Genomic DNA, 26,149 nt, shown 5'->3' with positions numbered 1-26,149 from the left:
GCCCACCGCCCCCGCCGCCGTCGCCACGACGCGGGTGACGGTGCGGCGGCACAGCAGCCCGGTCGCCACCCAGATCGGGTAGAGACCGCCAACCCAGGCCACCGGCACGAGCAGCGGCACCTGCGCGAGGTCGGGACCGAGCCGGCCGTGCGCGTAGTGATAGCAGCCGAACGGGAAACCGCTTGCGGTACCGATCATCTCGGCGACCGCGCCGACGCCGCCCACGATCGCCGCGTAGCCGGCCGCCCAGCCGATGCCCCGGGCCGCCCAGGCGTGCAGCAGCGCGGTGGCCGCCGACAGCGCGACGATCAGGATCGTCACCCGGTCGCGCGCCGAGCCGTCGGTGAGGGGATAGGCGATCTGCGCCGCGACCCAGGCCACGGCGGTCACCGCCGGCCACTGCCGCGCCGTCATCGCGGCGCGAAGCGACCGCGGCGCAGCGATCGCAGCACCAGCCCCGCCGCGGTACGCCCGCTCGCGCCCGACACCCCTCCGCCGGGGTGGGTGGAGGCGCCGGTCAGATACAGCCCGGGCGCCCCCGGCACCTTCTGTCCGGACAATTCCGGAATCGGCCGCCAGAAGAACATCTGATCCATCGACATCTCCACATGCATGACATTGCCGCCGATGAGCCCCAATTCGGTCTCTAGATCGGCGGGTGTCTGCACATACCGCTGCCGCACCGAATCGGCGAAACCGGGTGCGTAGGAGTCGACTTCGGCGATGATGCGGTCGGCCTCGCGCTCACCGTGCGCGCTCCACTCGCTGCCGTCGGCGAGCCGGTGCGGATGCCATTGCGCCCACAGCGACAGCTGATGTTCGCCGGGCGGCGCGATCGTGGGGTCGAGGGCGCTGAAACTCATCGCCAGCACCACCGGCCGCGGCGGCAGTTCCCCGGCCAGCGCGGCGGCGTGCGCGAGTCGCAACTGCCGTCGATCGGTCACCAGCAATTGCAGCCCGCGCGTCGACTCCTCCGGCGTGGCACCGGGGTATGCCGGAAGTGCGGTGGTGGCGGCCCGCACGACCATGCCGATACCGGGACCGACCCGGATGCGGCGCCGCCAGTCGGCGAGAACGGTGTCGTCGAATCCGCCGCGCCGCAACAACTCCAGCGTGGTGAGCACGTGTGTGCCGGAAATCACGGTGCGGGCGGACAGGTCGCGGCCGCTCGCCGTGCGCACCCGCCAGCCCTCGCCCGAGCGGCGCAGTTCGGTTACCTCGTCACCGGCCGAGACGGTGCCGCCGTCGGCGCGCAGCCGCGCGACGAGTGCCGTGGTGAGCGCACCGCTACCGCCGACCGCGCGGCCGGGCGGGAGCGTGTGCATCAGGGCGGCGAAACCGGCCATCGGCGCGGTGCCGGGTTCCGACATCGGCGGTCCGGACTGCGCGCCGAACCAGGCCAGCGCCGCCTTCAGCCGTTCGTCATCGAACCAGCTGTCCAGCAAGGCATCCCCGGGCTGCAGGAATTCCCGCGACAGCGCGCTGCCGCCGCCCCGGGCGTCGAGGCCCCAGAACGCGCGCAGGAACCGGCCCGGTGTCGGCGCACCGCCGAACGCCCGCATCACCCGCTGGGCCCGCGGTCCCCAGGTGCGGACGAACCGCCGGTAGGCCTCGGCGTCGCGGGGACCGCAGGCCCGTTCGATCGAGGCGCAGGTGCGGTCGACATCGCGATGGAAGACGATCGGCTCGGCATCCGAGCCCACCGGTGCGGGCGCGAAAGCCCAAGGGTCGCAGTCGATGTAGCGCAGCCCGAACTTCTCCAGCCCGAGTTCCTCGATGATGCCGGTATGGCGGATCATGATGTGCGCCGAGGAACCGCGGTCCATGAGATGACCCGGGAAGCGCTCGACCGTCGACACCGCGCCGCCGAGCACCTCGTCACGCTCGAGGACCTCCACCGGATATCCCGCGCGTGCCAGATAGCAGGCCGCGACCAGTGCGTTGTGGCCGGATCCGAGAACCAGTGTCGTCACTGCTCGGGCGTCCGTAGCGGCAGCGGGCGGCCGAGTACGGCGAAGCGCCGGGTATCGCCGGAGAAGACGAAATGCCGGACCACGTCGGTGAATCCCTGTCGGCGATACAGCCGCCAGGCGCGGTTGGCCTCCCGATCGACCTCCGGGGTGGACAGCAGCACCGCCGCCTCCGTGCGCTGCTCGAGCAGCCGTACCAGCAGGGTCTCGCCGATGCCGCGGCCCTGCGCGGACGGATGGACGTGCAGTTCGGTGAGTTCGAAGTAGTTCGACAGCAGGGCCCGCGCGGTCTGCTCCGGCCAGCCCGAGCGGCGCATGCCGGTGTGGACCTGCTGATGCCACCACTGATGGGGCGCACCGCGATAGCCATAGGCGATCGCGACGATCGGCGCGGTGCGTAGATCGACGTGGCCGCTGTCGTCGGGGACCACCGCGGCGACGGCCTGCCAGCCCGGCCGGGTGGTGTGCTCGGCCCACATCGGGGCGCGGTGGTGTTCGGTGCCGCGTGGATAGTCCATCGCCGCGACGTACACGGCGAGGGCGTCGTGCAGCCGGTGGCGCAACGTCGCGGCCGAGAGGTCGACGACGACGGGCGCGGGGGTGTGGCGGGGCCTGACGGCGGTCATGTGCGGGGAGCCATATCTTCGGGGCCGTCTCTGTCTGTCGAAGGTAGTCTGTCGAAGGTATCTGTGGTCTGGGGGGCGGGCGTCGGAGTTCGATGCGTGGGGGCGCGGGGGTCCCCATCCAGGGTGCGCGGCTCGCGTTCGGCGCGAAAGTCTGTCGGTGGTCGTCTCTATATTCACATTCAATTGAAACGTTCGAATGCCTGTTCGGTTCGGCACGGTCGACCGGGCGCGGTATGCGAAATGTGGAGGTGTCGAGATGGCTGGTCGGATGGACGATCCACGACGTACCGGCCGGGCGGGCGGACTGCTCGACCGGGCGGACACGATGGTGCAGCAGGCCTGGGCCGAACCCGATCCGCGCGAGCGTCTGCGCAGCGCCTACCTGGCGGCGTTGCGGGGTGCCGGGGCCGTGCTGGCCGCGACCGGGGCCGACCGCGCGCCGCGGGCGCGCTCCCGCAACGCGTGGGTGCTGATGCAGCAGGCCGCGCCGGAATTCGTGATGTGGTCGGACTACTTCAGTTCCTTCTCCGAAACCCGGGCCGCGCTCGAGGCCGGACTGGACCGCGCGATCAGCGATACCCAGGCCGACGAATTCGCCTCGCGGGTGGAGGCATTCCTGCGCGATGTGGAGGATGCGCTGGCGATCACCGCGGCCCGGCTACGTCCGGCGCCGGGCTGGCTCGTCGACGGCACGGCGTGAACATCGGCGAGTAGGTGGTACCGCACTGATCGAACTCGTATCATTGGTGGCAGTAGCCGCCAAGGTCGGCTACTTGTCGTCTACCCGGAGGCGACAACCAGGATCTAGTGCCGGGGGAGGTACCGTGCCACTCTCCGAGCACGAGCAGCGCATGCTCGAACAGATCGAGAGCGCGCTCTATGCTGAGGACCCGAAATTCGCCTCGACCGTTCGTGGTGGACGGCTCCGCTCTGCCACGGGGAGACGCAGACTTCAGGCGGCCGCGCTCTTCGTCCTCGGCCTCGTTCTTCTCATCGCGGGAATCGCCCTGCCCGTCAAGCCCGGCGGATTCCCCATCATCAGCCTGCTCGGCTTCATCGTGATGTTCGGCGCGGGTGTCCTGTTGTTGCTGGGCGGCTCGGGTATGACCAAGAGCGGCCGAGGCGGCGGCGATGCCCCTTCCGGTCCCGGTGGCGTTCCCGGCCGAGGGGCAAAGGGTAAGCAACGCAAGGCCGGTGGCTTCTCCGCCCGCATGGAAGATCGGTTCAGGCGCCGCTTCGAACAGGACAGCTGATCGGCCGCTCGCCTCCGCGGGAGCGGCGGCCAGCGGCCGAATGTGGTTGCGCGATGATTGCCGTGCCCAGCGCCGAGTAGCCCACAACGAAACAATCTCGAACGACACGCCGTGATGTGCGGCGTGTCGTTTCTTTTCGCGGAGTGATTCGGATCGCGTTCACGGGGTGACGGATTCGTTGGTCCCCGCATTTCCCCACCTTGCCCCACGCTCGGTCCCCACTTTCACCCACCGCCGGTCGGGGCCGCTCCCAGCTGCGGGTTTGCTGACGGTTGTCGGGCTGCCCGGCCCGCCGCCGGCGCGTGTCGAAGGAACTCGACGAAATCTCCCCACCGCGGTGATAGCTGAGCTGACCTGCTCAATCCCCGAGCCGGGGACCGAGATCACCGCGGCTTTCGATTGAAAGTGGGGGAAAGTGGGGTAATGTGGAGCGCGCACTGATAAGAGCCGACCAGACGAGGTGATCGAGCGGGAGGTGTCGAGACTGTGTTTCTCGGTACCTACACGCCTCGCCTGGACGACAAAGGGCGACTGACGTTGCCTGCGAAGTTTCGCGACGAACTGGCGGGAGGGTTGATGGTCACGAAAGGTCAGGACCACAGCCTTGCCGTCTATCCCAAAGGAGAGTTCACCGCCCTGGCGCGGCGAGCCGCGGCGGCATCTCGAAGCAACCCGCAGGCAAGGGCTTTCGTTCGTGCCTTGGCGGCGTCCACGGACGAGCAACGTCCCGATGGACAGGGCCGGATCACGTTGTCGGCAGAACATCGCCGCTACGCGAATCTGTCCAAGGACTGCGTGGTGATCGGCTCGGTCGATTTCCTCGAGATTTGGGACAAACAGGCGTGGGATTCCTACCTCGCCGAGCACGAGGAGGACTACTCGCTGGCAGGAGACGAGTCGCTGGGCGGAATTTTCTGATCCGAGACAGGCGAGTGCCCTGCGGCCTCTGCCCGGCACGGACCCTGACGTACTTCCCCAACGCCAGGTGCCGTGTTCGGTCAGAGACCCCGGGGCATTGGCTGTCCACTCGTAAGGCCATCCACCCGTCGCAAGCACCGTGAGCCAGGATTCGGGAGGTCGAGGTGAACCATGACAGCGACCGCCCCCGCCATGTTCCGGTTCTTTTGCGTCGCGCCGATGAAATCCTCGGCCCCGCACTGGAATCCGGTGGAGTCCTGGTCGACGCCACGCTCGGTTTGGGCGGGCATGCCGAACATTTCCTGCGGACCTATCCCGCGATTCGCCTGATCGGGCTGGACCGTGATACCGAGGCGCTGCGCCTGGCGGGCGAGCGGCTCGAGCCCTTCGCCGATCGAATCACGCTGGTGCACACCAGATATGACGGCCTGCCCGGCGCGCTGCGGCAGGCCGGGCTGCCGGAACGCGGCTCCGTGCGCGCGGTGCTGATGGATCTCGGTGTGTCCTCCATGCAGCTCGACGAGGCCGAGCGGGGATTCGCCTATTCGGTGGACGCCCCGCTGGACATGCGGATGGACCCGACCTCCGACCTCACCGCGGCCGATGTGCTCAACACCTACAGCCACGGCGATCTGGCCCGGATCCTGAAAACCTATGGCGAGGAACGCTTTGCGGGCCGGATCGCGAGTGAGATCGTCCGCCGGCGCGCGCAGCGGCCGTTCACGACCAGTGCCCAACTGGTGGAACTGCTCTACGACGCGATACCCGCGGCGACCCGGCGCACCGGCGGACACCCCGCCAAACGTACCTTCCAGGCTTTGCGGATCGAGGTCAATCGCGAACTCGAGTCGCTCGAGGCCGCGGTGCCGGCGGCGTTGGCGGCGCTGGAGGTCGGCGGCCGGATCGTCGTCATGTCCTACCAGTCGCTGGAGGACAAGGTCGTCAAACAGATCTTCGCGCAGGCCTCGGCCTCGCGCACACCATTGGACCTGCCCGTCGAATTGCCCGGCATGGGACCGGAATTCGCGATTCTGACCAGGGGCGCGGAGAAGGCGAGCGAAACGGAGATCGAGGAGAACCCACGCGCGGCGCCGGTGCGCATGCGGGCCGCGGAGCGAATACAGGCGGCCGGGTGACAGCGATCCGGCGACGGGGGTATTGCCGGTTCGGCAGCACTACGACGGCCAGTCCCACAGGAAATCGGTAGGGGAGGCAGGAATATGAGCGTGCGGACACGGGTGGACGCACCACAGCGGACGCAGCGGTCCGCGCCGCGGCGAGCGCACAGCGCCGACCGCGTGAAATCCGGTGCGGCCCAACGCGCGTATGCGCGCCGGCGCAATCGGGCGGGGGAGCGTGTGCTTCCGCCGCTGCCCGGGCGCGCCGGGTCGATGATGGCCGGGCGGCTGCCGTTCGTGGCGGCGATTCTCGCCCTGCTCGGCTGCGGTCTGCTCGCGACCCTGGTGCTGACCACCCATGCCGCCGAGGACAGCTATCAGCTCAGCGACGCCCGCCGCATCAACCGGCAGTTGCTCGACGAGCGCGCGGCATTGCAGCGCGAGGTCGAGGCCGCCGACTCGGCGCCCGAACTGGCCAACCGCGCGCGCGAGTTGGGCATGATCCCGGCCAAGGATCCCGCCCGCCTGCTCGTGGCGCCCGACGGTTCGGTCACGGTGGTCGGCAAGGAGACGCCGGCCGAGGGTGCGCCGGTGCCGCCGCTCAACACGACTCCCGCCAAGCCGCTGCCGCCGAAACTCGCTCAGGCCCAAGGCGAACGGCTGGTCCCGGTGACCACCACCCCGGCTCCGCCCGCTCCCGGCCCGGCCGAGCAGAATCAGGCCCCGGCGCCGACGACGGCCGCGCCGCCGCCGGCTCAGCCGACGCAGGTTCCGGCGCCGGTACAGGCCGCACCGGCGGCGCCGGCCGCGCCAACGGCCGGTACCCAACCGGCGGCACAGGCGGCCCCGGCCGCACCCGCAGCCCCAGCCGCACCCGCTGCCGGGCCGGAGCCCGCGGCGCAGGCGGCGCCGGTCGCGACCGCGGGTACCCAACCGGCGGCACCGGCCGGTCCGCCCGCGCCCGTAGCACCCGCCGCGCAGCCGGCCGGCACCCAGCCGGTGGTTCAGGCGGCCCCCGAGGGGGCCGATCGATGACCGGCCGCGGCGGAGGCAGAACCGGAGCAGGTGCCACGGGACGCGGCCGGGCGGGTATGCGATCCACGCCCGCCCGGCCGCGCCGCGCTCCCCGGCCGCGGGCGGGTTCGCCCGCGGATGCCTCCACGCGGCTGCGGTTCGGAGTCGGACGCGTCCTCATGCTGGTGGCGCTGCTCGTCGTCGCGATGCAATTGCTCTGGCTGCAAACGTTTTCCGCGCCCAGCTTGTCGGCCGAGGCGGCCAGCCAGCGCACGGTGCATCAGACCGACTGGGCGCAACGCGGCGCCATCCTCGATCGCGACGGCCGCGCGCTCGCGTTCACCGTCGTGACCAAGAAGCTCAACTTCCGGCCGGTGGCCGTGCGCAAGGATCTGGCCGATGCGCGGGCGAAGAGCGACAAGGCGCCCGAGGTCGAGACGCGGCTGGAGGAGATCGCCGAGACGATCCACGAGAAGCTGGGCAAGGACGCGCCCCCCGAAGCGGATCTGCTCGCCAAACTGCGCAGCGACGACCAGTTCACCTATCTGGCCTACAACGTCGACTCCCGGGTCGCCGACGAGATCACCGAGAAGTTCCCCGAGGTGGGGACCGAACGTCAGGACACGCCGGTCTATCCGGGCGGCGCGCTGGCGGCCAATGTGGTGGGCGCGACCGGCTGGGACGGACACGGCCAGGTGGGGCTCGAGGCGTCGATGGACGCGACGCTGGCCGGCACCGACGGTTCGCACACCTACGACCGCGGCTCCGACGGGGCGGTCATCCCCGGCAGCGAGCGCGACAAGGTGCCCGCGGTCAACGGCTCCAATGTCGAACTGACCCTCGACTCCGATCTGCAGTACTACGTGCAGCAGCAGGTCCAGGAGGCCAAGGACAAATCCGGCGCGCAGGACGCCTCGGCGGTGGTACTGGACGCCCACACCGGCCAGGTGCTGGCCATGGCCAACGACAACACCTTCAATCCGGCGCAGGATCCGAAGTTCTGGGCCTCGGCCGATATCGGCAATCCGTCGGTGACCAATGCCTATGAGCCCGGTTCGGTGAACAAGATCATCACCGCGGCGGCCTCCATCGAGTACGGCCTGACCAATCCGGACGAGATCCACCAGGTTCCCGGTGAGATCCACATGGGCGGCGTGGTCGTGCACGACGCGTGGTCGCACGGCGTGATGCCCTACACCACCACCGGCATCTTCGGTAAGTCGTCGAATGTGGGCACGCTGATGCTCGCGCAGCGAGTCGGTGAAGACCGCTTCGCGGATATGGTCAAGCGTTTCGGCCTGGGACAGCGCACCGGTGTCGGACTGCCCGGTGAGAGCGGTGGCATCGTGCCCCCGCGCGACCAGTGGTCCGGTTCGACGTTCGCGAATCTGCCCATCGGACAGGGCCTTTCGATGACGCTGCTGCAGATGACCGGGATGTACCAGGCTATCGCCAACGACGGTGTGCGGATCCCGCCGCGCATCGTCAAGGACGTGATCGGCCCCGACGGGCACCGCACCAGCGAACCGCAGCCGGACGGCGTGCGAGTGGTGAGCCCGCAGACCGCGAGGACGCTGCGGCAGATGTTCCAGGCCGTGGTGCAGCGCGATCCGATGGGTTATCAGCAGGGTACGGGCGCTCCCGCGGCGATCGAGGGTTACCAGATCGCCGGGAAGACCGGAACCGCGCAGCAGATCGACGACAAATGCCAGTGCTATTCCAGCGATCGTTACTGGATCACCTTCGCCGGGATCGCCCCGGCCGACAATCCGCGCTACGTCATCGGCATCATGTTGAACGCACCCGTGCGCAGCACCGACGGCAGCGGTGGGCAGTCGGCGGCGCCGCTGTTCCACAGCATCGCCTCCTGGGCGCTGCAGCGCGATCGGATTCCGCCGTCCACCGTGCCGCCGAAACAGCTTGTGCTCCAGGCGATGTAGTGGTGTGCGCGGCCGAATGTCCGGTTTCGGAACCGTGGGTGCCCGTCTGCGGCCCGCCGCACGGGCGGGTGCGGGCGCGGTGAGGCGGGGGAGCCGGTGCGCGCGAGGCGGCCACGCTGCGTGGCCGTCGATCGTCCACAGGTAACCTGACTCCCCGACCCCGAATCTCGACCCGATGCACAGATGTGCGCCCACGAAAGGAGCCTGGTGCCCGTGCAGCCCAGCCCGCAGGTGCTTCGCCCCGCCGTTGCGTTGCCGACGCCGGTGCAGGCCGTTGCCGAACTGACCGGCGCGCGGCTGAACTCCGGCGATCCGGCCGGGATCGAAGTCACCGGCATCGAACAGCGCTCGAACGCCGTGCAGCCCGGTGATCTGTTCGCCGGTCTGGCCGGTGCCAAGGCCCACGGCGCGCGCTTCGCCGCCGACGCCGTGGAGCGCGGCGCGGTCGCGGTGTTCACCGACGCCGCGGGGGCGGAGCTGATCGGCGAACTGGATGTGCCAGTGCTCGTGCACGACGATCCGCGCGCGGTACTGGGTGAACTGTCGGCGGCGGTCTACGGTCATCCCTCGCGGCGACTACAGGTCATCGGCATCACCGGCACATCGGGTAAGACCACCACCTCGTATCTGGTGGAGGCGGGCCTGACCGCGGCCGGGCTGTCTACCGCGCTGATCGGCACGATCGAGACGCGGATCGCCCGGCGCGTCGATTCGAACCCGGAGGAGATCGCCGCCGGTGCGAGCGCCGTGGAGTACCGCCGGGTGCCCAGCGCGCTGACCACACCGGAAGCGCCGCAGCTGCACGCGATGTTCGCGCTGATGGTGGAACAGGGTGTGCAAGCCGTGGTGATGGAGGTGTCCAGCCACGCGCTGGCACTGGGCCGCGTGGACGGTGTGCACTTCTCCGTCGGCGCGTTCACGAACCTGTCGCAGGATCACCTGGACTTCCACGCCGATTTCGAGGACTACTTCGCCGCCAAGCGGCGGCTGTTCGTCCCGGATCCGGGCGCGCCGCAGCGACAGGTCGCCGCCGACACCTGCGTGATCTGCGTGGACGACGCCTGGGGCCGGCGGCTGGCACGGGAGGCGAGCGGGCGCGCCCGGGTCGTTACCGTGGCGACCGCGGACTGCCCGACCGGGGAGACCGAGCCGGAGTGGATGGTGACCGGCACCGCCGCGCTGGCCGACGGCGGGCAGCAGTTCACGGCGATCGGCCCCGCGGGGGAGATTGCGGCGCGGCTGCGGCTGCCCGGGCGCTACAACATCGCCAACGGCCTGCTCGCTATCGCGGTGTGCGCCGCGGCGGGTGCCGACGCGGCGGTGGCGGCCGCGGCGCTGGGCGAGGTGGATGTGCCGGGCCGGATGCAGCGGGTGAACGCGGGACAGGATTTCCTCGCCCTCGTCGACTACGCGCACAAGCCGGCCGCGGTGGAATCGGTGATCGCGACACTGCGCCGGCATCTGCGCGACTCCGGCGGCCGCCTGGCCGTGGTCGTGGGCGCCGGTGGTGATCGCGACGCCGGTAAGCGGCCGCTGATGGGCGCCACTGCGGCGCGCGGCGCGGATCTGCTGGTCATCACCGACGACAATCCGCGCACCGAGGATCCGGCCGAGATCCGTGCCGCGATCCGCGCGGGCGCACTGGGCATCGCCGAGGCCGAACGCGGTGAGGTGCGCGAGATCGGCGATCGGGCCGCCGCCATCGCCGCCGCCGTGGATTGGGCACGGCCGGGGGATGTGGTGCTGGTGGCAGGTAAGGGACACGAGACCGGGCAGGAGATTGCGGGTGTGAAGTATCCGTTCGACGACCGTGAGGTGCTGGGACAGGCCCTGGAACGTAAAACGAAAGACCTGACGGTTTCATGATCGAAATGACTCTGCGGGAGATCGCCGAGATCGTCGGCGGCACGCTGCACGATGTGAGCGATCCCGCGGTGACGGTGACCGGTGCGGTCGAATTCGATTCGCGCCGAATCAATTCCGGCGACCTGTTCCTGGCCCTGCCGGGAGAGCATGTCGACGGGCACGACTACGCCGGCCAGGCCGTGGCCTCCGGCGCGGTGGCGGTGCTGGCGGCGCGGCCGGTCGGCGTGCCGGCGATCGTGGTCGAACCATTCGCCCCCGCGGCCGGCGCGACGGCGAACCGTTCCTATGTGCTGGCCCACGACACCGACGGCTCCGGTGCCGCGGTGCTGGCGGCGCTGGCGAAACTGGCGCGGGCGAGTGTGGACCGGCTGGCCGCCGCCGGCCTGAACGTGGTCGGGGTGACCGGTTCGGCGGGAAAGACCTCCACCAAGGACCTGCTGGCGCGCGTGCTCGCGCCGCTGGGCGCGGTGGTCGCCCCGCCCGGATCCTTCAACAACGAACTGGGCCACCCGTGGACGGCGCTGCGCGCGGGAGCCGACTCCCGCTTCCTGGTGCTGGAACTGTCCGCGCGCGGTCCGGGCCACATCAAGGCACTGGCCGATATCGCGCCCCCGCGGATCGGTGTGGTTCTCAACGTCGGCACCGCCCACCTGGGTGAGTTCGGCGGCCGTGACGCCATCGCGCAGGCCAAAGGCGAACTGGTGGAAGCGCTTCCGCCCACCGGCGTGGCGGTGCTCAACGCCGACGACCCGCGGGTGGCGGCGATGGCCGCGCGGACCCGGGCCCGGGTGGTGACCTTCGGTCAGGCGTCCGGCGCCGACGTGCGGGCCACCGACATCGTGCTCGACACCGAGGCGCGGGCACGATTCACGCTGCACGCCCACGGCTCTCACGCCGACGTGCATCTGGCGGTGTACGGCGAGCACCAGATCTCGAACGCGCTGGCCGCGGCCGCCGTGGCGCTGGAATGCGGTGCGGATCTCGACACCGTGGCCCGGGCCCTGGCCGGTGCGACGGTCGGTTCGGCGCACCGGATGGATGTGCGGACCCGGCCCGACGGGGTCACCGTTGTCGACGACTCCTACAACGCCAATCCGGATTCCATGCGCGCCGCGCTCAAGGCGCTGGTGTCGATGTCGCGCGCCGGCGGTACGCCGGATGCGCCGCGCGGCCGGCGCAGCTGGGCGGTCTTGGGCGAAATGGCTGAACTGGGCGAGGAATCCGTCGTCGAACACGACACCATCGGACGGCTCGCGGTGCGGCTGGACGTCGACCGGCTGATCGTGGTCGGCACCGGGCGTCCGGCCCGCGCGCTGCACCAGGGCGCGGTCATGGAAGGCTCGTGGGGCGAGGAATCGATCCTCGTACCCGATATCGAATCCGCGATCGCCCTGCTGGACAACGAGATCGCGGCCGGTGATGTGGTGCTGGTCAAAGCGTCGAACTCCGCCGGTCTGTGGGCGGTGGCACAGCACGTGCTCGCATCGGGTGGGCAGGGCGCGGAGGCAGCTGGATGAGGCAGATTCTGTTCGCGGCGGGGATCGCGCTGGCGGTATCGATCCTGCTGACGCCGCTGCTGATCCGCATGTTCGCCCGGCGCGGATTCGGCCAGGAGATCCGCATCGACGGCCCCGAGAGTCATCAGGCCAAGCGCGGCACTCCGACCATGGGCGGCGTCGCGATCCTGATCGGCATGTGGGCCGGATATCTGGGCTCGCACCTGATCGGCATCGGCTATCACGCCGACGGGCCGTCGGTCTCGGGCCTGCTGGTACTCGGCCTGGCCACCGCGCTGGGCGTGGTCGGCTTCATCGACGACTTCATCAAGCTGCGCAAACAGCGCAATCTGGGCTTGACCGCCGCCGGTAAGTACATCGGCCAGCTCGGTTCCGCGGTGATCTTCGGGGTGCTCGCTCTGCAGTTTCGCGGCGCCGGCGGACGCACCCCGGCCAGCCGGCATCTGTCGTACGTGCGCGAGATCAACACCGTCTCGATGAGCGTGATCATCTTCCTGGCGTTCGTCTGCCTGGTCGTGGTCGCGTGGTCGAACGCGGTGAATCTGACCGACGGCCTGGACGGCCTGGCCGCGGGTTCGATGAGCCTGGTACTGGGCGCCTACGTGATCATCACGTTCTGGCAGTATTACCACGCCTGCGAATTCAAGGCCGAGGCCGGCTGCTACAACGTGCGCGATCCGCTGGATCTGGCGCTGGTGTGTGCCGCGGGCGCGGCGGCGTGCGTCGGATTCCTGTGGTGGAATGCGGCTCCCGCCAAGATCTTCATGGGCGATACCGGTTCGCTGGCCCTCGGTGGCCTGCTGGCCGGCTTGTCGATCACCACCCGCACCGAACTGCTCATGGTCGTCATCGGCGCGCTGTTCGTCGCCGAGACCGTGTCGGTGGTGCTGCAGGTGGCGGTGTTCCGGACCACCCGCAACCGGTTGTTCAAGATGGCGCCGTTCCATCACCATTTCGAGCTGAGCAAATGGGCCGAGACGACGGTCATCATCCGGTTCTGGCTGCTCGCCGGAATCGCGGCGGCGGTGGGTCTGGGCTTGTTCTACAGCGAATACCTCTCTCAGGTCGGGTAAGCAGCGATGGTCGAACATACTCCGCGGGCCCTGCGATCACCGGGTCCCATGCTCGAATTTCTGCGTGGCCGTGACGTTCTCGTCGCGGGATGGGGGGTCTCGGGCCGCTCCCTCATCGAGCCGCTGCGCGATATCGGCGCCCGTCCCGTGGTCACCGACGCCGGGGAGAAGGCGATGGCCGAGGCCGCCGAACTCGGCCTCGACACCGCCACCGGCGCCGAACTACTCGAATCCGGTGCGCTGGACCGGTTCGCGCTGGTCATCACCAGCCCGGGCTGGCGACCGGATTCGCCGGTGCTGGCCTCCGCGGTCACCGAGGGCATTCCGGTCTGGGGCGATGTGGAATTCGCCTGGTGGGTGGATCAGGCGCGGCTCTACGGTCCGGTGCGTAAATGGCTGGTGATCACCGGAACCAACGGCAAGACCACCACCACTCAGATGACCCACGCCATCCTGCGCGCGGCCGGGCTGCCCAGCGTCGCCTGCGGCAATATCGGGCTGCCGATCCTGGACGCGCTGCGCCGCACCCCGGGTCCGCAGATCCTGGCGGTCGAGCTGTCGTCGTTCCAGCTGCACTGGGCGCCGTCGGTGCGCCCGGAGGCCGGTGTGGTGCTGAATGTGGCCGAGGATCATCTGGACTGGCACGGCGGCCTCGACGCCTATGCCGCCGCCAAGGCGCGGGCGCTGACCGGACGGGTCGGCGTGGTCGGACTCGACGACGCCGTGGCCGCGGCACTGGCGCGAAAGTCCAAGGCGCGCCGCACCGTCGGCTTCCGGATCGGGGTGCCGGCCGACGGCGAACTCGGCGTGGTCGACGGCAAATTGCTGGACCGCGCCTTCACCAAGGCCGCGATCCTGGCCGAGGTCGGCGATATCAGCCCGCCCGGACCCGCGGGTGTCGCCGACGCGCTGGCCGCGGCCGCGCTGACCCGTGCCATCGACGTGGCCCCGCAGTTCGTCAAGGAGGGCTTGGCCGAGCACAAGGTGGGCCCGCACCGCGCCGCCTTCGTGCGGGAACTGGCCGGAGTCGGGTTCGTCGATGATTCCAAGGCGACCAATCCGCACGCGGCGCGGTCGTCGATCCTGGCGCATCCGCAGGTGGTGTGGATCGCCGGTGGTCAGCTCAAGGGCGCCCATATCGACGACCTGGTCGAGGAGGTCGCCGAGCGCCTCGTCGCCGCGGTGGTCTTCGGTCAGGACGCGCCGATCATCGCGGCGGCAATGGCGCGACACGCGCCGGATGTCCCGGTGGTCGAGCTCGGTTCGGGTGACGATGCACAGATGAGCGGGGAACCCTCCACGGCCTCTCTGGTCGCCGATCTCGACGGCGCCGACGCGGTGATGGCCCGCGCGGTACGCATCGCCGCCGGATATGCCGGGCGCGGCGATACCGTCCTGCTCGCCCCGGCTGCCGCCTCCCTGGACATGTTCGCCGACTACACCCACCGCGGCCGCAGTTTCGTGGCGGCGGTGCAGGCCCTGGACGAGAGAGATATCGGGAGCCAGCAGTGACGAAACCGGCGCGCAAGCCCATGGGCACCTGGTTCGGTGCCTGGCTGGCGCGCCCGCTGGCCGATTTCCACCTCGTCGTCACCATCGCCACCCTGCTCACCGTGCTCGGGCTGGTGATGGTGCTGTCGGCGTCCAGCGTGGAGGCCTACGCCGACGGTGGTTCGGCGTATTCGCTGTTCGTGCAGCAGGCGTTCTTCGCCGCGCTGGGCGCGGCGCTGTTCTATGTGGCGCTGCGGATTCCGTTGCGGGCCCTGCGCCAGCTGTCGTTCCCGCTGTTCGCGGTGTCGGTGCTGTTGCTGGTGCTGGTGCTGGTCCCGGGAATCGGCTCCCAGGTACAGGGTTCGCGGCGCTGGTTCGACCTCGGGTTCGTCTCGGTGCAGCCGTCGGAGATCGTGAAGGTCACCCTGATCCTGTGGGGTGCCCACCTGCTGGCAACCCGCCGCGGCGATCACAGCGGGTACAAGGACATCCTGGTGCCGCTGGTGCCGGCCGGTCTGCTGGTCTGTCTGCTGATCGTGCTGGAACCGAACCTGTCGACCACGATCGCGGTCGGCCTGGTGCTGGTCGCGCTGCTGTGGTTCGGCGGGTTGCCGGTGCGGCTGTTCGTGACGATCGCGGTCTCGGGGGCGGTCGCGGCGGGAATTCTGGCGCTGTCGGCGGGTTATCGCTCCGATCGCATGCGCGCGTTCTTCAATCCCGGCGACGATCCGCAGGGCATCGGCTATCAGGCGCGGCAGGCGCTGTTCTCCCTCGCCGACGGCGGGATCTGGGGACGCGGGCTCGGCCAGAGCCGGGCCAAGTGGAGTTATCTGCCCAACGCGCACAACGACTTCATCTTCGCCATCATCGGCGAGGAACTCGGATTTCTCGGATGTGCCCTGGTGTTAGGGCTTTTCGCGCTGTTCGTCTTCGTCGGCCTGCGCATCGCCAGCCGCTCGGCCGATCCGTTCCTGCGACTGCTGACCGCGGCCGCGACCACCTGGATCACCGGTCAGGCGCTGATCAACATCGGTTACGTGGTGGGTCTGCTGCCGGTCACGGGCCTGCAGTTGCCACTGGTGTCGGCCGGTGGTTCGTCGCTGGCGATCACGCTGATGATGTTCGGCCTGATCGCGAGCGCGGCCCGGCACGAACCCGAGGCGATCGCCGCGTTGAAGGCCGGGCAGGACGGGCGGTTCAGCCGGTTGCTGCGGCTGCCGATCCCGGAAACCTATGCACCCGCCCGCGCGGGCCGGGCCCGCCCGGCCTCCGGCCCGCGACGGCGGGAATTGCCGCCGGCGCGCAAGCGATCGGACTCATCCGGTCGGTCGCGTGGCGCGGGCACGTCCCGCGGGGCCGCTCAGGCGCGGGGTGGGAGTGCGGCGATACCCCGGCGGTCGATAGATTCGGATTCGGCACGACGACGCAGCACCGACGCCGGACGGCGGGAGGCGCGCGGAGCGTCGTCGTGGCGCACGACCCGGGCCTGGGAGCCCAGCTATCCGATGACACATGCGAGAGAACGAGGTAATTCGAGGTGACAACCGGCGAGAGCGGCGGCACGACGGGTTCCGGGCAACGGACGCTCTCGGTGATCGTCGCCGGCGGGGGCACGGCCGGGCATATCGAACCCGCGATGGCGGTCGCGGACGCACTGCGCCGGCTGGATCCCTCGATCCGGATCACCGCACTGGGCACCCAGCGCGGGCTGGAGACGACGCTGATTCCCGAGCGCGGTTATCCGCTGGAGTTGATTCCGCCGGTCCCGCTGCCGCGTAAACCCACCGCCGATCTGCTGCGCCTGCCCGGCCGGGTACACAGCGCCGTCGCCCGCACCCGCGCGGTGATCGACGCGGTCGAGGCCGATGTGATCATCGGATTCGGCGGCTACGTCTCGGTGCCCGCCTACCTCGCGGCCGGCGGGGGAGTGCTGCGGCGCTCGCGCCGGGTGCCGCTGGTAGTGCACGAGGCCAATGTGAAGGCCGGGATCGCGAACAAGGTCGGCGCCCGGCGCGCGGCGCGGGTCCTGGCCGCCGTGCCGAATTCGGGTGTACACGCGCGCGGGCGTGCCGACGCCGAGGTGGTCGGAATTCCGGTGCGTGCCTCGATCGCCACTCTCGACCGGGCCGGATTGCGAAACCAGGCCCGCGACCACTTCGGCCTGCCCCGGCAGGGGCCGGTGCTGCTGGTCTTCGGTGGCTCTCAGGGGGCGCGCCGGTTGAACGAGGCGGTTTCCGGCGCTGCCGCGCAACTGCTGGCGGCCGGTATCTCGGTGCTGCACGCGCACGGTCCCAAGAACACGCTCGATCTGGACGGCATCGATACCGAATCCGGCCGTGACGGCGCGAAATACGTTGCGGTGCCGTATCTGTCGCGGATGGATCTGGCCTATGCCGCCGCCGACGCCGCGGTGTGCCGCTCGGGCGCGATGACCGTGGCCGAGGTGTCGGCGGTCGGCCTGCCGGCGTTCTACGTGCCGCTGCCGCACGGCAACGGCGAACAGGAGTTCAACGCCCGCCCGATCGTCGCGCAGGGCGGTGGCAGAATCGTCGCCGATGCGGAGATGACGCCGAAGTATGTGATGGACGAGGTGATCGCGCTGCTCACCGACCCGGCCGCGCTGACGAACATGTCGGTCGCCGCCGCCGGTGCCGGACATCGCGACGCCGCGGATACGGTGGCGCGAATCGTGCTGGAGGTGACCGGACGGTGACCGGAGGAAACGAGACGGCCGAAGTGGGAACCGCGGCGGACCCGGTGAACCACACCGGGCAGGCTCCCGCCGAACTGCCGGAACTGTTGCGGCGGGTCCACATGGTCGGCATCGGCGGGGCCGGCATGTCGGGGATCGCGCGGATTCTGCTCGCCCGCGGCGGCGAGGTGTCGGGGTCGGACGCCAAGGAGAGCCGCGGCGTGCTGGCGTTGCGGGCGCGCGGGGCCCAGGTTCGCATCGGCCACGACGCGAGTGCGCTGGATCTGCTGGAGGGTGGCCCCAGCGCGGTGGTGACCACCTATGCCGCCATCCCGAAGACGAATCCCGAACTGGTCGAGGCGAATCGGCGCGGTGTGCCGGTGCTCATGCGTCCCACGGTCCTCGCGGAACTGATGCGCGGCCACCACACCCTGCTGGTGTCGGGCACCCACGGCAAGACCTCCACCACCTCCATGCTGGTCGTGGCGTTGCAGCACTGCGGTTTCGATCCGTCGTTCGCCGTCGGCGGTGAGCTGAACGAGGCGGGCACCAACGCCCATCACGGCACCGGCGGCTATTTCGTGGCCGAGGCCGACGAGTCGGACGGCTCACTGCTGCAATACGATCCGGACGTCGCCGTGGTCACCAACATCGAATCCGATCATCTGGATTTCTTCGGCTCCGACGAGGCCTACGTCCAGGTGTTCGACGACTTCGTGGCGCGACTGGTCCCCGGCGGCCTGCTCGTGGTCTGCCTGGACGACCCCGGCTCGCTCGCACTGGCCCGCCGGGTCGCCGACCGCGTGGCGGCCGGGGAACTCGATATCCGGGTGGCCGGCTACGGCTCGGCGGAAGCGGTCGGCGTACCGGTGCCGATGCAGGCCCGGCTGGTGGCCTGGGAACCGCGCGACGTGGGCGGTGTGGCCACGGTGCAACTGGGCGACGAGCCCGCGCCGCGCACGCTGCGCCTGTCGGTGCCCGGCCGCCATATGGCCCTCAACGCCCTCGCCGCGCTGCTCGCCGCCCGCGATGCCGGGGCCGATGTGGACGAAATCCTGCAGGGCCTGGAGGGATTCGGTGGCGTACACCGCCGGTTCCAGTTCGTCGGCCGCGAGAACGGGGTGCGGGTCTTCGACGACTACGCCCACCACCCGACCGAGGTGCGGGCCGTGCTGGGGGCGGCGGCCGAACTGGTCCGCCAGGAGGCGGCCGACGGCGCCCGCTCCCGGCAGGGGCGGGTGATCGTGGTGTTCCAGCCGCACTTGTACAGCCGCACAGCCACCTTCGCCGAGGAGTTCGGCGCGGCGCTGTCGCTGGCCGACGAGGTCGTGGTCCTCGACGTCTACGGCGCCCGCGAGAAGCCGCTGCCCGGGGTGAACGGCGCACTGGTGGCCCAGGCGGTCACCAAACCCGTGCACTATCAACCGGATATGTCGCGGGTGGGCCGGCAGGCCGCGAGCTTGGCGCGCGCGGGCGATGTGGTGATCACCATGGGCGCCGGCGACGTGACGATGCTCGGCGGGCAGATTCTGGACGGACTGCGGGTGCGCCCGTCGACGGGACGGTGAGCACCGCGCCCCCGCCCGGCGGTGGCGGCCGGAGAGGGAGGTGGAGATGACACGCCGCGCGACGATCGACGAGTCCGATCCGGACGCCGAGGACGAGTTCGCCGCGGACGGCGACAACCGTCTCCGCCGCGCGGGGGCCCGCGCGCGGCTGTCCTTCGACGGCCGAGGGCGGCGGATCCTGCTGTGGGGCGCACCGATCGTGGCGGCGGTGATCGCGCTGCTCGTGGTCGCCTATTTCACTCCCGCGCTCTCGGTGCGCACTGTGCGGGTCGAAGGGGTGTCCACGGTGCCCGAGCAGGATGTGCGCGCGGTGTTGCAGATCCCCGACGGCCGCTCCATGCTGCGCATCGACACCGACGCGATCGCGCGCCGGGTCGCGTCGCTGCCGAAGGTGCGGTCGGCGCGGGTGCAGCGGGTATTCCCGTCCACGGTGCGGGTCACGGTGGACGAGCGCACCGCGGTGGTGTTCTTCGACAGTCCGCAGGGACCGCACCTGCTCGACGCCGACAGTGTCGAATTCGCGATCGAACCGCCGCCGCCCGGCGTCGCGAAGCTGGTCACCGGCCGTCCCGGCAGCGCCGATCCGGTGACCCGGGCCGCGGTCGCGGTTCTCGACGCCGCGCCGCCGGCGCTTCGTGCGCAGGTGGGAGAGGTTGTGGCGCGGTCGGTTTCGGATATCGAACTGAAGCTGCGCGACGACCGTACGGTGGTCTGGGGCGGTGCGGACGACTCCGAACGCAAAGCCGCGGTGGTGCTTCCGGTGCTGACGCGACCGGGAACGGTATTCGACGTTTCGAGTCCCGATCTGGTAACGGTAAGATAGTGACACTCGTTGTGCCGTTGCGGTTTTCGACCGGCGGCCGGGAGTCGATGGCCGTGCGTGATGGCCGTGGCACCTGGGCCCGTCCGGGTGCCGCAGTCGCGTGCGGGGCCAGTGAATCCGCGGTCGTGCGGATATCGAGACCCGATCTCGGTGTCTGTGGCGGCCGTTCGCGATACCATGCCCGACGGGCTCGGACGAGACGGATCAGACAAGATTCTGACCCTCGTGTCGGCGCGCCTGCGCACGGATCGCGACGGGTGCGAATAGCGTTCCGCACCAGTCGGATACTTGACATAACGCCAACCCTATGGTTCAGGTTTAGGGTTTGTTCGAGTGAAAACCCGGGCGGACCGGGAACCTCGAATCGGCGCTCTGCCGAGAATCCGAAAACGACAGGCTTTGGATCGAAGGAAGGCGAGAGCCCATGACGCCCCCGCACAACTACCTTGCAGTGATCAAGGTCGTCGGTATCGGCGGCGGCGGCGTGAACGCCGTCAACCGAATGATCGAACAGGGACTCAAGGGAGTCGAGTTCATCGCCGTCAACACCGACGCGCAGGCACTGCTGATGAGTGATGCGGACGTCAAGCTCGACGTCGGCCGCGAACTCACCCGAGGTCTGGGCGCCGGCGCGGATCCCGAGGTGGGCCGCAAGGCCGCCGAGGACCACAAGGACGAGATCGAAGAGGTGCTCAAGGGCGCCGACATGGTCTTCGTGACGGCCGGTGAAGGCGGCGGCACCGGGACCGGTGGCGCGCCCGTGGTGGCCTCGATCGCCCGCAAGCTGGGCGCCCTGACCATCGGTGTGGTGACGAGGCCGTTCTCCTTCGAGGGCAAGCGGCGCAGCAACCAGGCCGAAGCCGGTATCCAGGCGCTGCGCGAATCCTGCGACACCCTCATCGTCATCCCGAACGACCGGCTGCTGCAGCTCGGCGACGCCGCGGTGAGCCTGATGGACGCCTTCCGCTCCGCCGACGAGGTGCTGCTCAACGGTGTTCAGGGCATCACCGATCTGATCACCACCCCCGGTCTGATCAACGTCGACTTCGCCGACGTCAAGAGCGTCATGTCCGGCGCCGGTTCGGCGTTGATGGGCATCGGCTCCGCCCGCGGCGAGGGACGATCCGTGAAAGCCGCGGAGGCGGCGATCAATTCGCCGCTGCTGGAGGCGTCGATGGACGGTGCGCACGGCGTGCTGCTGTCGATCGCGGGCGGGTCCGACCTCGGTCTGTTCGAGATCAACGAGGCCGCCTCGCTGGTGCAGGAGGCCGCGCACATCGAGGCCAACATCATCTTCGGCACGGTGATCGACGATTCGCTCGGCGACGAGGTCCGGGTCACGGTGATCGCCGCCGGCTTCGACGGGGGCACTCCGGCCCGGCGCATCGAACCGGCGGGCAGAACGAATATCGGCGCGGGCCGAGCCGGTGACATCGGCCAGTCCACGACTCGCCGCGAGTTCGGCAGTACCCGCCAATCGGAGCCCGAGCGCGCGGCCGACCCGACGCCGGCCCGCGGCCCGGCACCGTCCTACGAACCGCGCCCGGCCACCGAGCCGACCATCGCGCACAACAGCCGCTCGCACATTCAGATGCCCGACGAGGACACCGACGACGTGGACGTCCCCGATTTCATGCGCCGGTAGAAGACGCCGATCTCGCTGCCCCCTCCGAACGTTTCGGAGGGGGCAGCGGCGTTCGCGGCCCAGGGCGATCGAAACCTTGTGGGCCACGGGAATTCCGGTGGGCAGTCGCCGCGCGGCGGTCCGGGGTGTAGGTCTTCGGGGTGTCGCCAACGATGTCCGGGGCCACGATGTGTGATACCGGACACCCGCAGGGACGGCGTCGCCCCGGCGGTGGTGAACGCGGCGCTGTCGTGTGGCGGCACTGCCGTGTGCATGAACTCGCACGCCGGGGGTACTTAGCTGGGCATGCTCGCGCTGTGCCCCGTTCCGTCGCCTCGCCCCATCCGTTCCGGATCACTCGGCGGCACGCTCGACTCCGGACCGGCGCGGGCTATTAATCTCGGAGATATGACACAGGCTTCGGTGCGGACGCGACGGGTGACGACCACGCGGGCCGGTGGGTTCTCGGTGGCGCCCTACGACTCGTTCAACCTGGGCGACCACGTGGGCGACGATCCGGAAGCGGTGCGGCGCAACAGGATCCGCCTCGCGGAGGGCATCGGCCTGCCGTCCGGCCGCCTGGTCTGGATGGAACAGGTGCACAGCCGCAACGTCGAGATCGTCGACGGCCCGCGCGCCGAACCGGTACCGGTGACCGACGCGCTCGTCACCACCGTGCCGAATCTCGCGCTGGTGGTCCTCACCGCCGATTGCGTCCCGTTGCTGCTGTCCGACGACGTGGCCGGTGTGATCGCGGCCGTGCACGCCGGACGCGTCGGCGCCCGCATCGGGATCGTGCCGAAGGTTCTCGAGGCGATGATGTCGGTCGGCGCCGAGCCGCACCGCATCGGCGCCTTCCTCGGCCCGGCCGCCGGGGGCGAGGACTACGAGGTGCCCGCCGCCATGCGCGACGATGTGGAGGCCCATCTGCCCGGCAGCGCCACCACCACCCGGCGCGGCACGCCCGGGCTGGACCTGCGAGCCGGCATCCGCCGTCAGCTGGAGGCGGCCGGAGTCGGCGCGGTCGCGGTCGATCCGCGGTCCACCATTACCGACGAAACCCTGTTCAGCCACCGCCGCGGCGCGCCCACCGGCCGCATCGCCGGGGTGATCTGGATGGAGGACGAGCGGTGAACCACGCCGAATCCGAAGTCGGCACAACAGAATCCGGGCCGGGGATGGAACATTCTCGCGAAGCCGAGCTCGCCGCCGCCCTCGCCCGCCTGGAACAGCGCATCGATGCCGCGTGTCGCGCCGCCGGGCGCGATCGGGCCGCCGTCCGGTTGCTGCCGGTGACCAAATACTTTCCGGCCTCCGACGTGGAGATCCTGTATCGGCTCGGCCGGCGGGAATTCGGCGAATCACGGGAGCAGGAGGCTTCCGCGAAGGTGGCCTCATTAGGCCATCTGGCCCAGATGCGCTGGCATATGATCGGCCGATTGCAGCGCAACAAAGCGAAATCGGTTGTGCACTGGGCCGATACGGTGCACTCGGTGGACTCGGAGCGTCTGGTGAGGGCCCTTGACACCGCCACGGCGGCCGCGCGTGCGGACCGAGCGCGCGCGGATCCGCTACGTGTGCTACTGCAGGTGAGCCTGGATCGTGATCCGGCGCGCGGCGGCGTCGTCCCGGATGATCTCCCGGTGCTCGCCGATCAGGTCGCGAAATCGGAAAATCTGCAGCTCGCGGGCCTGATGGCGATTCCGCCGCTGGGCGCGGACCCGGATGCGGCCTTCGCCGAACTGGCCGGTCTGCATCGCACGCTGTTGGCGGCGCATCCGGGCGCGACCGAATTGTCGGCGGGCATGTCGGGCGACCTCGAGGCCGCCATTCGACACGGGTCTACCTGCGTGCGTGTCGGTACTGCTCTCATGGGCGAACGACCGATAACCTCGCAGTAGCAAAGAAACCTCATCAGTCACATTCGAAACATATGCTTGGGGCTGACGAGGACTGAGCAGGACTTCAACACCCCAGGTCAGTCGGGGCCGTAGGAAGGTCGACCAGGATGAGCGAGCGTAGCGAGCGAGACATCAGCGCAGCCACGAGCATGCTCGTGCTGGAGCCCAGCGTTAGTGAGGTGGGAGCATGAGTACGCTGCACAGGTTCAAGGCCTACTTCGGCATGGTCCCGCTCGAGGAATACGAAGACGACTACGTCGACGACCGTGGCCCTCGGGGTATCGACGACCGTGGTCCGCTGGGTGCGGACGACCGCGGTGTGCGCCGCTCGCGTTTCGGCGACGATCCGTACGACGCCGCGCGCTCGCGTTTCGGCGACGACCGCTTCGCCGAGGATCCGGGCTACCCGGAGCCGGCCTACAAGGCGCCCTATCAGCCCGGCTACACGGTGCCGCGCCGCTCGGAGTTCGCCGACGAGTCCTACTCCGACGACCGCTACGAGCCCCTGCGCCGCCCGACCCGGATCGAGTCCGCACCCTCGGGCCGCTCGCGCGGACTCGGCGGTGGCACTCCGATGGTGCGTGGCACCACGCACGGTGCGCTGGCGGTCGACCCCGAGGCCGAACGGCGGATGGAAGAGCGGCGGATGGAGGAGCGCGCCCGGTTCGAGCCGGCTCCGCGCCGCACCCCCGTCTTCGAGGACGGAGGTCCGTTGTCCAAGATCACGACACTGCGTCCGCGCACCTATGCCGAGGCCGCGATCATCGGCGAGCGTTTCCGTGACGGTACGCCCGTGATCATGGACCTGGTCGAAATGAGCAACGCCGACGCGCGCCGCCTGGTGGATTTCGCCGCCGGATTGGCGTTCGCGCTGCGTGGCTCGTTCGACAAGGTGGCCACCAAGGTGTTCCTGCTCTCACCGTCGGATGTCGATGTATCGGCCGAGGAGCGCCGGCGCATCGCCGAAAACGGCTTCTACAACCAGAAATAAACCCCGAACCGGGTGCCGTGGCGCGGCGGCGGCCCCGGTCGGGTGAGCCGCGTGGGGGGAAAAGGACGCCGGATGCACGGCGCGGGGAGTTTGCACGACACCGAATCTGAGGCAAAGTGGACAGGTGGCCTTGTTTCAGGTGCTGTATGTACTCCTGTTCCTCTTCTGGCTGTTGCTGATCAGCCGAGTGATCGTCGAGTTCATCCGCAGCTTTGCGCGCGACTGGCATCCGCGGGGGTTCGTCGCCGTCGTTCTGGAGGTGATCTTCACGATCACCGATCCACCCGTGAAACTGTTGAGGCGCCTGATACCTCCCGTCAACTTGGGAGGAATTCGACTGGATCTGTCGATTATGGTCCTGCTTTTCATCGTGTTCATTCTGATGTCCATAGTCAGCAGGCTCGGGCAGCCGATAGCTCCGGTGTGACAGAATGGGCCGAGAAGAAGAGCTTGCTAGAAGATCTACGTTAGATCTCCGTACGAAGCGCGAAGGGATCCTTCCATGCCGCTGACTCCAGCCGATGTGCACAACGTCGCGTTCAGCAAACCGCCGATCGGGAAGCGCGGCTACAACGAGGACGAAGTCGACGCCTTCCTCGACCTGGTCGAACAGGAGCTCTCGCGCCTCATCGAGGAGAATGCGGACCTGCGCCAGCGGGTTGCTGAGCTGGATGCCGAATTGGCGGATGCCAAGAAGTCGCGTCCTGCGCCGCAGGCGGTGAAACCCGCTCCGCCGCAACCGGAACCGCCGAAGCCCGCCCCGGTGGCACCGCCGGTGCCGGTGCCGGCCGCCGCGCCGGTGGCCCCCAAGGACAACTCCGCCGCGGACGCGAACCTGCAGGCCGCGAAGGTGCTGAGCCTGGCGCAGGAAATGGCCGACCGGCTCACCACCGACGCCAAGGCCGAGGCCGAACAGCTACTCTCCAACGCCCGGGCGAATTCCGAGCGAATGGTCAGCGAAGCGCAGACCCGCTCGGACGCGATGGTCGGCGAGGCGCGGCAGAAGGCCGATTCGCTGCTGTCGGACGCGCAGACCCGCTCCGACAGCCAGCTGCGCCAGGCCAAGGAGAAGGCCGACGCCCTGCAGGCCGACGCCGAGCGCAAGCACACCGAGATCATGGCCACCATCACCCAGCAGCGCAGCGTGCTGGAGAGCCGTATCGAGCAGCTGAAGACCTTCGAGCGTGAGTACCGGGTGCGCCTGAAGTCCTACCTGGAATCGCAGCTCGAGGAGCTGGAGAACCGCGGTTCGGCCGTTCCGGTCGACGGTGGTGAGGCCTTCGAGGCGATATCGAACAGCCATGGTCCGGCGTCGTACGCCAAGGGTGGCAAATAGCTCGTCCCGGGTGCCCGCCACCCCGCCGATACGACGGGGTCCGGCGTCGCATGCCGCTGTGTGGTCGTAGTTCTGCCGAGCCGCCCGGCCCCTCGGGGCGCTGCGGCCCGCCCTGCCCGCCTAGGGGGTGACCATGCTCGTTCTGACGCTCGTCCTGGCCGCGATCGGCTTCGCCCTGTTGGTGACGGCGTTGACGACCGGATCGGTGATCTGGGCGTGGGGTTGCATCGTCGTCTGCGTGATCGGTGCGATCCTGCTGCTGGTCAGCGCACTGGCCATGCGTGAGCCCGAGGACGACCCGCAATCACGTCCCGGCCGTCATGCCAAGCGCTGAGCGGGCACAGGTGCGGTGAACGGCGTGGGGAGCAGGGCACGGAAATAATGTTGCCCGCACTGGCTACAATCAAACCTGTAGATCGGCAGTGATC

General features: G+C 69.5%; 24 protein-coding genes. 21 read left to right on the top strand and 3 right to left on the bottom strand.

Annotated elements, in window-relative coordinates:
- From C5E41_RS29200 to C5E41_RS29190, 3 genes are all read right to left on the bottom strand, one after another.
- Positions 1 to 414, bottom strand: a 414-nt coding sequence (locus C5E41_RS29200) for a carotenoid biosynthesis protein (protein ID WP_146097730.1), incomplete at its 3' end; no start/stop codon positions are given.
- The gene (locus tag C5E41_RS29195) at positions 411 to 1,973 is read right to left on the bottom strand and encodes a phytoene desaturase family protein (RefSeq protein ID WP_104378933.1); all 1,563 of its coding nucleotides are present in this window, start codon (positions 1,971 to 1,973) and stop codon (positions 411 to 413) included. The genes C5E41_RS29200 and C5E41_RS29195, both read right to left, overlap by 4 nt.
- The gene (locus tag C5E41_RS29190; protein ID WP_104378932.1) at positions 1,970 to 2,596 is read right to left on the bottom strand and encodes a GNAT family N-acetyltransferase; all 627 of its coding nucleotides are present in this window, start codon (positions 2,594 to 2,596) and stop codon (positions 1,970 to 1,972) included. The genes C5E41_RS29195 and C5E41_RS29190 overlap by 4 nt, the downstream gene beginning before the upstream one ends.
- A 256-nt stretch (positions 2,597 to 2,852) precedes the next feature.
- Here C5E41_RS29190 and C5E41_RS29185 point away from each other — a divergent pair, with 256 nt between their 5' ends.
- The 21 genes from C5E41_RS29185 (at position 2,853) to C5E41_RS29080 (ending at position 26,055) form a co-directional block, all read left to right on the top strand.
- Positions 2,853 to 3,296 (top strand): SAV_6107 family HEPN domain-containing protein, encoded by a 444-nt coding sequence (locus C5E41_RS29185; RefSeq protein WP_258081335.1) that lies wholly within the window; start codon positions 2,853 to 2,855, stop codon positions 3,294 to 3,296.
- Positions 3,297 to 3,420: 124 nt separating this feature from the next.
- The gene (locus C5E41_RS29180) at positions 3,421 to 3,849 is read left to right on the top strand and encodes a DUF3040 domain-containing protein (RefSeq protein WP_104378930.1); all 429 of its coding nucleotides are present in this window, start codon (positions 3,421 to 3,423) and stop codon (positions 3,847 to 3,849) included.
- 486 nt (positions 3,850 to 4,335) lie between these two features.
- On the top strand, positions 4,336 to 4,767 hold the full coding sequence (mraZ, locus tag C5E41_RS29175; protein ID WP_104378929.1) for a division/cell wall cluster transcriptional repressor MraZ: 432 nt from the start codon (positions 4,336 to 4,338) through the stop codon (positions 4,765 to 4,767).
- A 164-nt stretch (positions 4,768 to 4,931) separates the two neighbouring features.
- On the top strand, positions 4,932 to 5,903 hold the full coding sequence (gene rsmH / locus C5E41_RS29170; RefSeq protein ID WP_104378928.1) for a 16S rRNA (cytosine(1402)-N(4))-methyltransferase RsmH: 972 nt from the start codon (positions 4,932 to 4,934) through the stop codon (positions 5,901 to 5,903).
- A gap of 84 nt (positions 5,904 to 5,987) precedes the next feature.
- Positions 5,988 to 6,920 carry a hypothetical protein gene (locus tag C5E41_RS29165; RefSeq protein WP_258081334.1) on the top strand — a complete coding sequence of 311 codons (933 nt, stop codon included), beginning with the start codon at positions 5,988 to 5,990 and terminating at the stop codon, positions 6,918 to 6,920.
- A gap of 56 nt (positions 6,921 to 6,976) precedes the next feature.
- Positions 6,977 to 8,839 carry a peptidoglycan D,D-transpeptidase FtsI family protein gene (locus C5E41_RS29155; RefSeq protein ID WP_439956378.1) on the top strand — a complete coding sequence of 621 codons (1,863 nt, stop codon included), beginning with the start codon at positions 6,977 to 6,979 and terminating at the stop codon, positions 8,837 to 8,839.
- Positions 8,840 to 9,022: 183 nt separating this feature from the next.
- Complete coding sequence (locus tag C5E41_RS29150) at positions 9,023 to 10,705, top strand: UDP-N-acetylmuramoyl-L-alanyl-D-glutamate--2,6-diaminopimelate ligase (protein ID WP_104378926.1); 1,683 nt, start codon at positions 9,023 to 9,025, stop codon at positions 10,703 to 10,705.
- On the top strand, positions 10,702 to 12,222 hold the full coding sequence (locus C5E41_RS29145) for a UDP-N-acetylmuramoyl-tripeptide--D-alanyl-D-alanine ligase (protein WP_104378925.1): 1,521 nt from the start codon (positions 10,702 to 10,704) through the stop codon (positions 12,220 to 12,222). Before C5E41_RS29150 ends, C5E41_RS29145 begins: the two co-directional genes overlap by 4 nt.
- Complete coding sequence (mraY, locus tag C5E41_RS29140) at positions 12,219 to 13,295, top strand: phospho-N-acetylmuramoyl-pentapeptide-transferase (RefSeq protein ID WP_062966230.1); 1,077 nt, start codon at positions 12,219 to 12,221, stop codon at positions 13,293 to 13,295. The genes C5E41_RS29145 and mraY overlap by 4 nt, the downstream gene beginning before the upstream one ends.
- A gap of 48 nt (positions 13,296 to 13,343) precedes the next feature.
- Entirely contained in the window at positions 13,344 to 14,807 is a 1,464-nt protein-coding gene (gene murD, locus C5E41_RS29135; RefSeq protein ID WP_104378924.1) for a UDP-N-acetylmuramoyl-L-alanine--D-glutamate ligase, read from the top strand.
- Positions 14,808 to 14,827: 20 nt separating this feature from the next.
- Positions 14,828 to 16,327: a putative lipid II flippase FtsW gene (ftsW, locus tag C5E41_RS29130; protein WP_104378942.1), complete on the top strand. Its 1,500-nt coding sequence runs from the start codon at positions 14,828 to 14,830 to the stop codon at positions 16,325 to 16,327.
- The gene (murG, locus tag C5E41_RS29125) at positions 16,324 to 17,499 is read left to right on the top strand and encodes an undecaprenyldiphospho-muramoylpentapeptide beta-N-acetylglucosaminyltransferase (protein ID WP_104378923.1); all 1,176 of its coding nucleotides are present in this window, start codon (positions 16,324 to 16,326) and stop codon (positions 17,497 to 17,499) included. Before ftsW ends, murG begins: the two co-directional genes overlap by 4 nt.
- Positions 17,500 to 17,600: 101 nt before the next feature.
- Complete coding sequence (gene murC / locus C5E41_RS29120; protein ID WP_219823280.1) at positions 17,601 to 19,046, top strand: UDP-N-acetylmuramate--L-alanine ligase; 1,446 nt, start codon at positions 17,601 to 17,603, stop codon at positions 19,044 to 19,046.
- 46 nt (positions 19,047 to 19,092) lie between these two features.
- The gene (locus C5E41_RS29115) at positions 19,093 to 19,869 is read left to right on the top strand and encodes a cell division protein FtsQ/DivIB (RefSeq protein ID WP_104378921.1); all 777 of its coding nucleotides are present in this window, start codon (positions 19,093 to 19,095) and stop codon (positions 19,867 to 19,869) included.
- A 424-nt stretch (positions 19,870 to 20,293) separates the two neighbouring features.
- Positions 20,294 to 21,514: a cell division protein FtsZ gene (gene ftsZ, locus C5E41_RS29110; protein ID WP_104378920.1), complete on the top strand. Its 1,221-nt coding sequence runs from the start codon at positions 20,294 to 20,296 to the stop codon at positions 21,512 to 21,514.
- Between the two features lie 387 nt (positions 21,515 to 21,901).
- Complete coding sequence (gene pgeF, locus C5E41_RS29105; RefSeq protein ID WP_104378919.1) at positions 21,902 to 22,627, top strand: peptidoglycan editing factor PgeF; 726 nt, start codon at positions 21,902 to 21,904, stop codon at positions 22,625 to 22,627.
- A gap of 44 nt (positions 22,628 to 22,671) precedes the next feature.
- Entirely contained in the window at positions 22,672 to 23,394 is a 723-nt protein-coding gene (locus C5E41_RS29100) for a YggS family pyridoxal phosphate-dependent enzyme (protein WP_104378918.1), read from the top strand.
- A 187-nt stretch (positions 23,395 to 23,581) separates the two neighbouring features.
- Positions 23,582 to 24,385 carry a cell division protein SepF gene (locus tag C5E41_RS29095; RefSeq protein WP_104378917.1) on the top strand — a complete coding sequence of 268 codons (804 nt, stop codon included), beginning with the start codon at positions 23,582 to 23,584 and terminating at the stop codon, positions 24,383 to 24,385.
- A 124-nt stretch (positions 24,386 to 24,509) separates the two neighbouring features.
- Positions 24,510 to 24,812 carry a YggT family protein gene (locus tag C5E41_RS29090; protein WP_030514706.1) on the top strand — a complete coding sequence of 101 codons (303 nt, stop codon included), beginning with the start codon at positions 24,510 to 24,512 and terminating at the stop codon, positions 24,810 to 24,812.
- Between the two features lie 75 nt (positions 24,813 to 24,887).
- Positions 24,888 to 25,721 carry a DivIVA-like cell division protein Wag31 gene (gene wag31, locus C5E41_RS29085; RefSeq protein ID WP_104378916.1) on the top strand — a complete coding sequence of 278 codons (834 nt, stop codon included), beginning with the start codon at positions 24,888 to 24,890 and terminating at the stop codon, positions 25,719 to 25,721.
- A 133-nt stretch (positions 25,722 to 25,854) separates the two neighbouring features.
- Complete coding sequence (locus tag C5E41_RS29080; protein ID WP_104378941.1) at positions 25,855 to 26,055, top strand: hypothetical protein; 201 nt, start codon at positions 25,855 to 25,857, stop codon at positions 26,053 to 26,055.
- Positions 26,056 to 26,149 lie beyond the last annotated feature (94 nt).

Origin of the sequence: Nocardia nova, assembly GCF_002933465.1 — a bacterium.
Classification (GTDB): Bacteria; Actinomycetota; Actinomycetes; order Mycobacteriales; family Mycobacteriaceae; genus Nocardia; species Nocardia nova_B.
This window is presented reverse-complemented; position numbering and strand designations above follow the sequence as displayed.